Annotated in this window: 8 protein-coding genes and 1 pseudogene; 2 read left to right on the plus strand and 7 right to left on the minus strand. The window is 63.2% G+C overall.

The features are described from left to right. Nucleotides 1-65 precede the first annotated feature (65 nt). From fcl to ACTGJ9_RS35595, 5 genes and pseudogenes are all read right to left on the minus strand, one after another. Nucleotides 66-1028, minus strand: coding sequence for a GDP-L-fucose synthase (fcl, locus tag ACTGJ9_RS35575; protein ID WP_456674844.1), 963 nt, complete (start codon nucleotides 1026-1028; stop codon nucleotides 66-68). After that, nucleotides 1009-2079 (minus strand): GDP-mannose 4,6-dehydratase, encoded by a 1071-nt coding sequence (gene gmd, locus ACTGJ9_RS35580; protein ID WP_456674845.1) that lies wholly within the window; start codon nucleotides 2077-2079, stop codon nucleotides 1009-1011. The genes fcl and gmd overlap by 20 nt, the downstream gene beginning before the upstream one ends. Before the next feature lie 14 nt (nucleotides 2080-2093). Further along, nucleotides 2094-2726, minus strand: coding sequence for a hypothetical protein (locus ACTGJ9_RS35585; protein WP_456674846.1), 633 nt, complete (start codon nucleotides 2724-2726; stop codon nucleotides 2094-2096). 472 nt (nucleotides 2727-3198) lie between these two features. Next, the gene (locus tag ACTGJ9_RS35590; RefSeq protein ID WP_456678728.1) at nucleotides 3199-3870 is read right to left on the minus strand and encodes a reverse transcriptase domain-containing protein; all 672 of its coding nucleotides are present in this window, start codon (nucleotides 3868-3870) and stop codon (nucleotides 3199-3201) included. 74 nt (nucleotides 3871-3944) lie between these two features. Beyond that, a pseudogene (locus tag ACTGJ9_RS35595) lies at nucleotides 3945-4361 on the minus strand (reverse transcriptase domain-containing protein); the annotation flags it as partial. Here ACTGJ9_RS35595 and ACTGJ9_RS35600 point away from each other — a divergent pair. Together ACTGJ9_RS35600 and ACTGJ9_RS35605 are read left to right on the plus strand one after the other, a co-directional pair. Then, a complete protein-coding gene (locus tag ACTGJ9_RS35600; protein WP_456674847.1) occupies nucleotides 4306-5703 on the plus strand; it encodes an IS1380 family transposase in 1398 nt (465 codons plus the stop codon). The pseudogene ACTGJ9_RS35595 and the gene ACTGJ9_RS35600 sit on opposite strands and share 56 nt — an antisense overlap. Before the next feature lie 1109 nt (nucleotides 5704-6812). Continuing rightward, complete coding sequence (locus tag ACTGJ9_RS35605) at nucleotides 6813-8012, plus strand: IS256 family transposase (protein WP_456674848.1); 1200 nt, start codon at nucleotides 6813-6815, stop codon at nucleotides 8010-8012. A gap of 1029 nt (nucleotides 8013-9041) precedes the next feature. Here the strand turns inward: ACTGJ9_RS35605 and ACTGJ9_RS35610 are convergent. Together ACTGJ9_RS35610 and ACTGJ9_RS35615 are read right to left on the minus strand one after the other, a co-directional pair. Then, complete coding sequence (locus ACTGJ9_RS35610) at nucleotides 9042-10334, minus strand: alkaline phosphatase family protein (protein ID WP_456678729.1); 1293 nt, start codon at nucleotides 10332-10334, stop codon at nucleotides 9042-9044. A gap of 1207 nt (nucleotides 10335-11541) precedes the next feature. Beyond that, on the minus strand, nucleotides 11542-12942 hold the full coding sequence (locus ACTGJ9_RS35615; protein WP_456674849.1) for a hypothetical protein: 1401 nt from the start codon (nucleotides 12940-12942) through the stop codon (nucleotides 11542-11544). Nucleotides 12943-12945 lie beyond the last annotated feature (3 nt).

Genomic DNA, 12945 nt, shown 5'->3' on the forward strand with positions numbered 1-12945 from the left:
GAGGAACGATTGGGCGGCAGGACCAAAGGGCGGTTGAGGATGCGTTGAGCCGCTTTCTTCCACCTTCAGTCAAAGGTCGTAGCAAAACCATGCGTTTCAAGAAACTGAGCGTATGTTCGTGCAATCCCATCGTTCAACGTGGTGCTCGCGCGCCAGCCCTGATTTGTAAGGCGGCTGACATCGAGCAGCTTGCGCGGGGTGCCGTCGGGGCGCGAAGTGTCGTAGGAGATATCGCCGCGATAGCCGACGACCTCGGCGACGACACGGGCAAACTCGGCGATGGCGATGTCCTCGCCGGTGCCGATGTTGATCAGGTCCGCCTCGGAATAAGTCTTCATCAGGTGCACGCAGGCATCCGCCATATCATCGACATAGAGGAACTCGCGCCGCGGCGTGCCGGTGCCCCAGACAACCACGTTCTTCACGCCCGCCACTTTCGCCTCATGAAAGCGGCGGATCAGCGCGGCAACGACGTGACTCAGCTCGGGGTGGTAATTGTCGCCCGGGCCGTAGAGATTGGTCGGCATCACGCTGATGAAGTCGCTGCCATACTGGCTGCGGTAGGCCTCGGCCATCTTGATGCCGGCGATTTTGGCAATGGCGTAAGGCTCGTTGGTCGGCTCCAGCGGGCCGCTCAGCACGGTATCCTCGCGCAAGGGCTGCGGTGCGAGCTTTGGATAGATACAGGACGAGCCGAGAAACATCAGCTTCTCGGCGCGGTTCACATGCGCGGCGTGGATCACATTGGCCGCAATCGCGAGGTTGTCGTAGATGAATTCGGCCCGGAGCGTGTTGTTGGCGACGATGCCGCCGACCTTGGCAGCGGCCAGGAACACGACTCGCGGCCGCGTTTTTGCAAACCAGTCGAATACGGCGGCCTGGTCACAGAGATCGACCTCGCGCCGCTCCACCGTGACGAGCTTCACGTCCTCGCGCGCCAGCCGGCGCACCAGCGCCGCACCGACCATGCCGCGGTGGCCGGCGACGTAGACGCTCTTGCCCTTCAGCTCAAACGGTACGCTTGCCATTTTCGATGTCCCGTTTGGCCTCGACCAGATCGCTCGTCATCATCTCTTCGACGAGCTGCGCAAAGGTCCGCTTCGGCTTCCAGCCGAGCACCTCGCGGGCCTTGCTGGCGTCGCCGACGAGAAGATCGACTTCAGTCGGGCGGAAATAGGTTGGATCGATTTTCACCACCGTCTTGCCGCTCTCGGCGTCGACGCCGGTCTCGTCGACGCCTGTGCCGCGCCACTCGAGGCCACGGCCGACCTGCGCGAAGGACAGCTCGACCAGTTCGCGCACCGAGTGCATCTCGCCGGTGGCGAGCACGAAATCGTCAGGCTTGTCGGCTTGCAGGATCTTGTGCATGCCCTCGATGTAATCCTTGGCGTGGCCCCAGTCGCGCTTGGCCTCGAGATTGCCGAGATAGAGCGTCTGCTCGAGCCCAACCTCGATACGGGCCACCCCGCGGGTGATCTTGCGGGTCACGAAGGTCTCGCCACGGATCGGGCTCTCGTGGTTGAACAGGATGCCGTTGGAGGCAAACATGCCGTAGGCTTCGCGGTAGTTCACGGTAATCCAGTAGCCATAGAGCTTCGCGACACCGTAGGGAGAACGTGGATAGAACGGCGTGGTCTCCTTCTGCGGGACCTCCTGCACCAGGCCGTAGAGCTCGGAGGTCGAGGCCTGATAGAACCGCGTCTCCTTTTCCATGCCGAGGATCCGGATCGCCTCGAGCAGCCGCAGCACGCCGATTGCGTCGGCGTTGGCGGTGTATTCGGGGCTTTCGAAGCTGACGGCGACGTGGCTTTGGGCGGCGAGATTGTAGATCTCAGTCGGCCGGATCTGCTGCACCAGGCGGATCAGATTGGTCGAATCCGTCATGTCGCCGTAGTGCATCAGGAACGGCACGTCGCCGACATGGGGATCCTGATAGAGGTGATCGACGCGCGCGGTATTGAACGAGGACGAGCGCCGCTTGATGCCGTGCACGACATAGCCGAGCGACAGCAGATGTTCGGCCAAATAGGCGCCGTCCTGCCCGGTAATGCCGGTGATCAGAGCGATCCGCTCGCGCATGGCTGTGCACTTTGTCAGAGGTCAAAGGTCCGGCAAACGGGATAACCACCGTTGCTGCCCCTGACAAGCTCGGCGGCAACGGAAAATGGCACAAACCGGTCCTTTCCGGAGGATTGGCATGCGTCGGATCGGGCGATCACATCCATTGGTAATACTTGCGATACGATTCGACGACGTGGCCGAGGCCGTCTGCGAAGGGGGATCGAAGGCGCGAGGCCAACGGCGCGCAGCGGCTTTCTGCGTTCTATGGATGCACAGCCGCTGGTTCGCAAAGTCATGCGGGGAAGCCGGGCATCTTGCCCGGGGGCCCGCAATTCGTTATGGGCAAACGCATAGAGCGCGCGCGTCGCGTCGCTGTCCTCAAGCACGAGCGCGCAACGGCTCTCGCCACGCTCCGCCAGGCAAAACGACTGTCGCGCGCAAAGCATGCTGGGCCATCCGGTAGGTCTTGCCCCGGTGCCGCATGTCGTATTGGCGAGACGCCCGACGATCGGAAACAGCAGCGGTGCATGGCGCGTCCAGGCGGGACCTGCCTGCCAGACGAACTCAGTGCCGTCCTTGTGCTTGAGTGAGCACATCTCGGCCCCATGGGCCTTGATGGTCGCCCGTAAGTTAGCGCTGTGGATCGTGTGGGTGTCTTCCTCCATTTGCTCATTTCCTCCTCAGGCGATCATAAAACATGCAAAGATAGCGGTCGACACAACACAGCCTCTCATTTATTTGCGCCGCGCAAACCAAAATGCGGTGCCCAAATCCAACTGGCGAACGCACTTTTTGAGAAAACCGGCGCCGGTCCAATGGACCCAACAAAATACCCAATGATTTCATCTTCTTAAGAGAATACTCCCCGACCTCGATACTGTCCATCGTCGTCAAAAACATGGGAGCAAGTGGGCTGCACCCTGTAAGTGAGACACGGTAATTTCTGTCCACAAGAGTCACAATAATTGGGAGGCGATATTCGACAAACTGGGAGCGAAACATCTCGATCTGGGGTGCAATCTCCTCAGAATCCGATCCAAGGATGATCGTGGTCGAGTAGCTCAGCCATTTGGCTCGCCCTCACAGATCCGGGCTGGCGGCTTTCCCGCACCCGGCTCTTCCCGAGGGTAACCCGCGTCATATCCGCGCCTGCGCCCAATTGCGAGTGATGCGTGGAACGGGCAGACGGAAGCGTGCCGTCAGGGTCTCGAACTCCGACCAGCCCATGCGCCGACTTTTCTGACTGCGCCGTCTCAGACAGCGCACCCAAGTCCGACGCACTTCGCGATAGAAGCCGTTGAGCGCTGGATAATTGTGCGGCCTGCCGTAGTAGCCGTAGTGTCCACGCAGCACTGCGGCGAACCACTCGTGCTGGGTGGCCAGTGACTCGTGCATGAGCCGCCAGGCGTCCTGGCGCAACGCCGTCAGCTTGCGCGTCAGGCGTTTCCCTTCCGTCTTGTGCTTCACGATGAACCGGCCGTCCCGAGTCCGCCCGCAATAGTGGGTGAAGCCGAGGAAGGCGAAGGTCTCGGGTCGCCGCTCGCCGCGCCGCTGACGCGAGAGGGCCGCAAATCGACCGAACTCGATCAGCCGCGTCTTGCCCTCATGAAGCATCAGGCCAAAGCTGGCCAGCCGCGCCTTGAGGGCCAAGAGCATCTCCTGCGCATCCGCCTTGCTCTCGAAGCCCATGATGAAGTCGTCCGCATAGCGCACGGCCACAACGCGACCGCGTGCGCGGTGACGGCGCCATTGGTGGACCCAGAGGTCAAGGACGTAGTGCAGAAAGATGTTGGCGAGGAGCGGACTGATGCCCGCCCCCTGCGGGGTACCCCTGTCCGTTTCTTGCTCTCGCCGCTCTCAAGAACGCCGGCCCGCAGCCACAGCTCTATGAGCCGCAAGATGCGAGGATCGGCGATCCTGTGCGCCACCATCCGCAGCAGCCACTCGTGGTCGACCGAGTCGAAGAAGTTGCGTATGTCGGCATCGAGCACCCAGTTGACGCGCTGGCTCATGATCGCCGTGTGCAAGGCGTCAAGCGCCATATGAGGATTCCGCCCCGGCCGGAAGCCGTAGGAGAACCCGAGGAAGTCGGCCTCATAGACGGCGCTCAGCACCTCGGCGACTGCGCTTTGGACAATCTTGTCCTCTAGCCCGCATTTCTCACAGTGTTGAGGCGCATCGGGGCGCGAATCAGCGAAAATTCTTTTGCGAGAAGGACTTCGCGGTGATTCAAGGAATGCCCCGATGCCGGCACAGTGTAGCGCAGAACGGTTTGATTTTGGAGAGGTGGAAGGCCGCATCGTGGAAGCGGCTTTTGATGGTGGGCTGGTGACGTCGGATGCGGGCGCGCTGCTGCTGGGCGCGTCTGATCGGGCGATTGATCTGGTGGGGCGCTTTGCCGATTGCTTTCGCGATCATCGCCGGGTGGACTTGATCGAGCACGCAGTCGGAACGTTGGTCGGACAGCGGGTCTTTGGCATCGCACTTGGCTACGAAGACATCAACGATCACGACGAGTTGCGGCACGACCCGCTGATGGCGGTGCTGGCGGGCAAGCTTGTTGCCAGGCGCGAGGACTGCGCACCGGTGGCCGGCAAGTCGACGCTGAACCGGCTGGAACTGGGCCGGGAGGAACCTTCGCGCTATCACAAGATCGCCTACGACGCGGCGGCGATCGAGGCGTTGCCGGTGACGCTGTTCCTGGAGGCGCACAAGCGACCGCCGCCGCAGATCATCCTCGATCTCGACGCCACCGACGATCCTCTGCACGGGCATCAGGAGGGGCGCTTCTTCCACGGCTATTACGACTGCTACTGCTATCTGCCGCTGTACGTGTTCTGCGGCCGGCATCTGCTGGCGGCCAAGCTGCGGCGCGCCGACATCGATGCCAGCGCAGGCAGTGTCGCGGAGATCGCGCGGATTGTCCGGCAAATCCGCGCCCGCTGGCCGTTCGTGCGCATCGTGCTGCGCGCCGACAGTGGCTTTGCGCGCGAGGCGCTGATGGCGTGGTGTGAGCAAAACCGCGTGGATTATCTGTTCGGGCTCGCCCGCAACACGCGCCTGGTCGCCATGATCGAGGAGGAGCTCGCCGCGGCGAGAGCCACAGCCGAGACGACCGGCCACCCGGCACGCCGCTTCAAGGACTTCCAATGGCGTACGCGCGACACCTGGAGCCAGGAGCGCCGCGTCGTCGCCAAGGCGGAGTGGACGCAAGGCGAGGCCAATCCGCGCTTCGTCGTCACCTCGCTCAAGCGCAGCGCGGCGGGCGTGCGGCAGCTCTATGAGGACATCTACTGCGCCCGCGGCGACATGGAGAACCGCATCAAGGAGTGCCAGCTCGATCTCTACGCCGACCGCACCTCGGCCGCCACCATGCGCGCCAACCAGCTGCGGCTGTGGTTCGCCTCGATGGCCTATGTGCTGATCTGTGCCCTGCGGCGCATCGGCCTTGCCGAAACCACCTTTGCGGACGCCACCTGCGGCACCATCCGCCTCAAGCTCCTCAAGATCGGCGCACTGGTGCGCATCAGCGTCCGCCGCATCAGGATCGCCATGGCCTCGGCCTGCCCAGCCGCTCAGCCGTGGGGACACGCGGCTCGTCGCCTGGCCGAAGCCGCCAAGGCTCGCGCCTCGCCGGCCTGACACGCGACGCTGCGACGCGCTCAATCGGCGGCATCACCAACAGGCCCAACGGAGACATTCAAAACCAAATCGCCGGCTGCGCCTTCAGCGCCACGGCTCCCCGTTGCCTTGCCAAATCCTCCTATCCTCCGTCGCTGAGCAATCGGTCGTGTGAGAAATGCGGGCTAGCGCCGGCACACCGAGAGGCCGCTTACCGCCATCGGCTTTGGGGATGTAGACTCGCCGTACCGGCTGTGGCCGGTAGCGACCCGTGTGGACGCGTCGGCAGAGCTCGCGGAGGTTATCCGTGAGCCTCTCTTCGTACTTCGCCACCGTTACCCCATCGACCCCCGCGCTGGCCTGCCGCTTTTGTCGTCGAAACGCCCGAAGCAGAGCGTCCTCGTCGACGTGATGCAGCAAGGCTGTGAACCGGGTTTGGGCAGCCTGCTTGGCCGCCGCGTTCACCCGTTCGAGGTTCGGCGGCAAGGCAACCCGGCTCTGTGTCCGGACCCTGGCCTTCTCGCGCGGGCTCCCTCGGGCTGGCCCCTTCCCTCCATGCGTCTCGTTTCCTTCGACGACTTCACAGGTACTATGAACCAGTCCGACTCCCGACCTCAGCTCGGACCGCGGCTCCGGCACTGCCTTGCCGCTGCCCCCCGTTGGAGACCAATCCAACGGACCCGGTCGGGCCTCTCATGTTCCGATGATTACCTTCCATACGTGATCCGGCCATCGACCCCGACGGAGTGGCATCGTCTCGCATAACGACGATGCTCATGCTGCCTTCGTGTTTAGGGAACACACTCGGCCTCCGCGAACATCCACCTTTCGAGGCTCATTCCCGCACCCCGCATGGCTCCTGTCTACACTTCGAACCCCGCGTTGCCGCGACGCCCGCAAGACTCGGTCCCGGCCTGCCTGCTTCGGCTTTGGCCGGATGGGACTTGCACCCACAAGCAGTCATCAGCTTGGCATCGTACTCCCCGGTGGTGGTGTAGCTCGGTAGAGCAAAGCCGCCCGGACGCGCGCCCTCAAATAGCGCCGTAGCGGGCGGGCGGCTTTGCGGTGGCCACCGGCAGTTCTCCGGTAGGATCGGGTTGCGACACGCCAACGCAACCGAGGAACCACCGATGACCGACGACATGATGAACCTGCGCACGCTCGTAGAGAAGACCCCGGACGCCGATCTGCTGCGCGAGATGATCGGCTTTGCCGCCCAGCGCCTGATGGAGCTGGAAGTCGAAGGCCAGACCGGGGCGGCCTATGGCGAGAAGAGCCCCGAGCGTCTGGCCCAGCGCAACGGCTACCGCGACCGGATCTGGGAGACCCGTGCCGGTGCGGTCGAACTGCGCATTCCCAAGCTGCGCAAGGGCTCCTACTTCCCGGGCTTCCTGGAGCCGCGCCGCATGGCCGAGAAGGCGCTCACCGCCGTGGTGCAGGAGGCCTATGTGCAGGGCGTTTCGACCCGCTCGGTCGACGATCTGGTCCAGGCCATGGGCATGACCGGCATCTCCAAGAGCCAGGTCAGCCGGCTCTGCGCGGAGATCGACGACAAGGTGAAGGCCTTCCTCGCCCGCCCGATCGAGGGCGACTGGCCGTATCTGTGGATCGACGCCACCTACGTGAAGGTGCGCCAGAATGGCCGCATCGTGGCGGTCGCGGTGATTGTCGCGGTCGGCGTCAACAGCGACGGCCGGCGTGAAGTTCTCGGCATGGATATTGGTCCCTCCGAGGCCGAGACGTTCTGGACGGCGTTCCTGCGCAAGCTCGCTCGCCGCGGCCTGCGCGGCGTCAAGCTGGTCGTCTCCGACGCCCACGAAGGCATCAAGGCCACTGTCGCCAAGGTGCTCAACGCCAGCTGGCAGCGCTGCCGCGTCCACTTCATGCGCAACGCGCTGGCGCATGCCGGCAAGAGCGGCCGCCGCGTCGTCTCGGCCTTCATTGCCACAGCATTCGCACAGGACGATGCCGAGGCCGCGCGAACCCAGTGGCGCAAGGTCGCCGACCAGCTCCGCCCGAAGCTGCCGAAGCTTGCCGGCTTCCTCGACGAGGCCGAGACCGACGTGCTGGCCTACATGACGTTCCCGCCGCAGCACCGGACCAAGCTGCACTCCACCAACCCGATCGAGCGCCTCAACGGCGAGATCAAGCGGCGGACCGAGGTGGTCGGCATCTTCCCCAATGAGGACGCCATCGTTCGCCTCATCGGCGCGATCCTGCCCGAACAGAACGATGAATGGGCCGTCCAGCGCGCCCGTTACATGACACTGCAAACAATCGCGCCGTTGAGCGATGATCCGAGCGTCAGCCTCACGGCTATCGCCAGCTGACCAGCCCGGCTCTCGCCGGCGAACGCGGTGATCCACCGCCAGCTACACCACGCCACGGGACACGATCCGCCGACAACATCGAAGCACTGGTCTGCATCGCCTTCCGCACAGGCAAGCCCGCTCATGGATTGAAAACTTCTGACGTTGGGGGCGACTAACCTTCGACGCCAGGTCCGGCCGGTGGAGTCGTTTAGGCGGATCGCTTGAGCTTCCGGCAGCTTACAGCAGGGCTGCCGGGTGAATCTTCCCGTCAGGTTCGTGCGGTAGCCGTCTTGACGACACTGACAAATCCGAGCTCGAAAGATTTGACTTGCCGGAATATACCGACGACGTCTGACTACCTGCCCTCAGTCCGTCCCTGGATGGTGTCCGTATGAACCCGATCTGGCATCGATACCATTCCACCAAGCTCGTGCCCAATTCGTAAGGCTAAACATTCAAACAAGCGATTACTCTGCCGAGCAGCCCCACCCTGAATATGCTCCATCTGGCGAGCCTCAGATTGATGTCACGCGAACTCCAAGCGCAGTTCTCTATTCCCTGCGACGTGAAGACGTGGCACCGATGCAACACCTCTTCTGTTCCGCTTAGGAACAGTCGTTTTGGACTCCATCCGTGAACCAGGTTCTGGAATCATTGCTGCCAGCCGGGGCTGGAAGTGCTCATTCCGTAAACATTCAATTTTCCCGGACACGCCGCAGGATCCACTTAGATCCTGCGGCTCTTTTTCATGTCACCCGCGCATGGGCGGGCATGGGAAGCAGGTTTTGCAAGTGGAGGAGACAAAAGGTCGACCGAGGTCGCGCCTGCGGATGGGCCTCGCCGGCCTGTGTTAAACATTAAGATCCTTGATGACAGGCCCGCAAGAAGACGCGTTGAAGTTGCAGCGCTCGCGACCGACCCGCAGGCCGCCGCAGGGACTCCTCCGGCATGTGTTCAGTCAACGGCGCATCCTGGATACTCGCTTTAGAGGTTGCAAGCTCTCGACACAGCCAAGCAGTTAACGATAGCAAACCGGATCCACCGTGCTCATCCTGTGTGAAAATGGGGAGCAGCCAGCAACGCTGGATTCTCCAAGGCGCCGATCGGATTGAATGTCTGGCGGACCGGGCCAGAGGCGTCTCCGAGCAGCCCGGCCGCCGCGAATTGATCCATCATGGCCGCAAGGCGGCCGATATGCCCCGCATCCCAGCTCGAAGCGCCATTCGGGCCAGCCAATGAAGACCCTGCCGCACCACCCGACGTTGCCGCCGGAGGATCGGTCACTTGCATGGTCTGCGCCACCGACGTGGCGGATTCGCCCGAAGTTGTGTTGCTCGCTGTCACCGTGAACGTAGCGACCGGGTGGTCGGTGCCCGTATAGTTCGACGATAGCATCAGCCCGGTGAGTGGATTGCCTATCGTGGAGGAACCCTCGGTAATGGACCAGGTATAGGTTCCGTTCGATTGAAGGCTGCTCGTAATATTATTTCCGGCAGGAGCTGTGATCGATTCGTAACTGGGCAAGCCGCTGATCGTCAGCGACAGTTTGTCGTCGGAGTCGACGGGAGTCGCGGTGATGCCCAACGCCACGGATCCTCCGGCCTGCACGGTCAGCGAGGTGTTGCTGATGGTCAGTGCCGGGACCTCGGGCCCCGCGTCCTGATCCACCGCCGCCAGCGCGGCCCCACCGGCAGCTGTCCCAAACACTTGAATGGGCGGCGCTGTCGCGGCGTTATTGGGAGCGGTCAAGCCCAACGAAGCAGTGATCGTGCTCAGAACATTGTAGTGGTTGTAGGCGGTGCTGTAGTTTCCCGGGACCACGTTGGCGCCATACAAGAGAGTTGGAACCGTGTTGGAAGCAGCCTCTGAGGTCGAATCGTCATTTTCGTCCCAGGTCACGATCAGCAGCGAGTTGTTGTTGACCGCCCACTGAGCATAGGCACCCAAGTTTTGCTGAAGCCATGTATCACCTTGCGCGATTGTCCCGTTGTGCATGTCGTTACTCACGCTGGGAATGACGAACGAGACGGTCGGCAGGCTGGAATAATTGCCGTTGGCAAAAAGCGCTGGGAAGCTGGTGAAATCTGTTTGAACAGTGCGGCCCTCCGGGAATGAAACCCAGGGGTCATGATTGAAGTCACTGCCACTTCCGCCCTCGTCCACATAGCCCGTGAACGAGAGACCCGCGTTTTTCAGCACTGTGTACAGCGTTGGATCCGGAAGGCTGTAGGAGTTGTCATCGGTGGTGCCGAATGTCGAGCCGGCATATGTGACGAAATAGTTCGGTTGGCTCGGATGAGCCTCCGCCGTCATGTTGGTGAGCGATGCGCCGCCGGCCATGAGGCTGTTGATGAAAGGTGCCTGGCTATTGCCGGCGATCTGATCATAGTTGTGATTTTCTTCGACGACGACGACGATGTGGCTGTACTTCGGTACGCCAGTGGTGGTCGTGGTCGGGTTGACCTGCAGGGTGCCGGTGGGATTGTAGTTGGCGGCTCCTGACAAGTTGGCGGCGTTGCCGGGTCTGTCGTTGATCGCCCCACCGTTGAGGTTCAACGACGAGATGGCGAGATCGGACGTGGTCTGGCCTGCCGCCACCGTGTAGCTGAAGGTGAGCGCGGTGCCGCCGGAGCCACCGGTGTAGCTCGCCGTGCCGCCATCGTTGAGGGTGAGCGTCGGCGTGCCGCCGGTGGTGCTGACTGTGACGGCCTCACTGAGGTTGACGGTCAAGGTGACGAGCTGACCGGTGTTCACGCTGCCGCTGCCATTGGTGATGCCGGTGCCGGAAGCGACGATCGAGGCAATCGTCGGAGCCGTCGTGTCAATCTGCAGGGTGCCGGCCGGATTGTAGTTGGTGGCCGCCGACAGATTGGCGGCATTGCCGCTGCCATCGGTGATCGTCGCGCCGTTGAGGCTGAACGATGAGACGATGAGATCGGCGGTGTTCTGGCCTGCCGCCACCGTGTAGCTGAAGGTGAGCGCCGTGCTCCCCGAGCCGCCGGTGTAGCTTGCCGTGCCGCCATCGTTGAGGGTCAGCGTCGGTGCGCCGCCGGTGGTGTTGACCGTCACGGCCGCACTGAAATTGACCGTCAGCGTGACCGCCTTGCCCGCGTTGAGATCGCCGGCGCCGCTGGCGATGCCGGTGCCCGAGGCCGCGATCGAGGCAACCGTCGGTACCGTCGGGTTGACCTGCAGGATGCCGGCGGGATTGTAGTTGGTCGCGCCGGCCAGGTTGGCGGCGTTGGCGGCGCCGTCGCTGACGACCGCGCCATTGAGGTTGAGCGCCGAGATGGCGAGATCGGACGTGGTCTGGCCGGCCGCCACCGTGTAGCTGAAGGTGAGCGCGGCGCTGCCCGAGCCGCCGGTATAGCTCGCCGTGCCGCCATCATTGAGGGTCAGAGTCGGTGCGCCGCCGGCGGTGTTGACCGTCACCGCCTCGCTCAGATTCACCGTCAATGTGACGACCTGACCGGTGTTCACGCTGCCGCTGCCATTGGTGATGCCGGTGCCGGAAGCGACGATCGAGGCAATCGTCGGCGCCGTGGTGTCAATCTGCAGGGTGCCGGCCGGATTGTAGTTGGTGGCCGCCGACAGATTGGCGGCATTGCCGCTGCCATCGGTGATCGTCGCGCCGTTGAGGCTGAACGATGAGACGATGAGATCGGCGGTGTTCTGGCCTGCCGCCACCGTGTAGCTGAAGGTGAGCGCTGTGCTCCCCGAGCCACCGGTGTAGCTCGCCGTGCCGCCATCGTTGAGGGTGAGCCTCGGGGTTCCCCGCGGTATTGACCGTCACGGCCGCGCTGAAGTTCACCGCCAGCGTGACCGCCTTGCCCGCATTGAGATCGCCGGCGCCGCTGGTGATGCCGGTGCCCGAGGCCGCGATCGAAGCAACCGTCGGTACCGTCGGGTTGACCTGCAGGATGCCGGCGGGATTGTAGTTGGTCGCGCCGGCCAGGTTGGCGGCGTTGGCGGCGCCGTCGCTGACGACCGCGCCATTGAGGTTGAGCGCCGAGATGGCGAGATCGGACGTGGTCTGGCCGGCCGCCACCGTGTAGCTGAAGGTGAGCGCGGCGCTGCCCGAGCCGCCGGTATAGCTCGCCGTGCCGCCATCATTGAGGGTCAGAGTCGGTGCGCCGCCGGCGGTGTTGACCGTCACCGCCTCGCTCAGATTCACCGTCAATGTGACGACCTGGCCGGTGCTCACATTGCCGCTGCCGTTGGTGATGCCGGTGCCGGAAGCGACGATCGAGGCAATCGTCGGCGCCGTGGTGTCGATCTGCAGGGTGCCGAGCGGATTGTAGTTGGTGGCCGCCGTCAGGTTGGCAGCAATGCCGTTGCCACCGGTGATCGTCGCGCCGTTGAGGGTGAGCGATGAGACGATGAGATCGGCGGTGTTCTGGCCTGCCGCCACCGTGTAGCTGAAGGTGAGCGCTGTGCTCCCCGAGCCACCGGTGTAGCTCGCCGTGCCGCCATCGTTGAGGGTGAGCCTCGGGGTTCCCCCCGCGGTATTGACCGTCACGGCCGTGCTGAAGTTCACCGTCAGCGTGACCGCCTTGCCCGCATTGAGATCGCCGGCGCCGCTGGTGATGCCGGTGCCCGAGGCCGCGATCGAGGAAACCGTTGGTGCTGTTGCCGCGGAACCCTGGAGGGCGATCTGAGCGACCACCGTCTGCCACCAGCCGTTGGCGACATATTCATTCGATATCCAGAACCCGCTTGGGTTGTTCGGATCGGCGACTGCGGTCGAATAGGTCCCCCAGCGCTGGTCGTTCAGGCTGCCGGAATCGAGATACGTGGTGCTCGCCTGGTAAAGCGTCGGCGCGGTGAAGGCGGAAGTGCCGGCGCCGAGCACCATATAGTAGTCGGAAGGATACATGTTCGGCCCCGAGGCCGAGAAATTGATGAGCACGTCGCCGTTCTTGTCGACCGCAATCGAAGGATCGAACACGGC

This window comes from Bradyrhizobium sp. RDM12 (genome assembly GCF_051917485.1).
Classification (GTDB): Bacteria; Pseudomonadota; Alphaproteobacteria; order Rhizobiales; family Xanthobacteraceae; genus Bradyrhizobium.

Coding starts and splice junctions, on each gene's coding strand:
- gmd (WP_456674845.1), bottom strand. CDS start 2,079: ATGCGCGAGCGGATCGCTCTGATCACCGGCATTACCGGGCAGGACGGC.
- ACTGJ9_RS35585 (WP_456674846.1), bottom strand. CDS start 2,726: ATGGAGGAAGACACCCACACGATCCACAGCGCTAACTTACGGGCGACC.
- ACTGJ9_RS35605 (WP_456674848.1), top strand. CDS start 6,813: ATGACCGACGACATGATGAACCTGCGCACGCTCGTAGAGAAGACCCCG.
- ACTGJ9_RS35610 (WP_456678729.1), bottom strand. CDS start 10,334: ATGGCCGGCGGCGCATCGCTCACCAACATGACGGCGGAGGCTCATCCG.
- ACTGJ9_RS35600 (WP_456674847.1), top strand. CDS start 4,306: ATGCCGGCACAGTGTAGCGCAGAACGGTTTGATTTTGGAGAGGTGGAA.
- fcl (WP_456674844.1), bottom strand. CDS start 1,028: ATGGCAAGCGTACCGTTTGAGCTGAAGGGCAAGAGCGTCTACGTCGCC.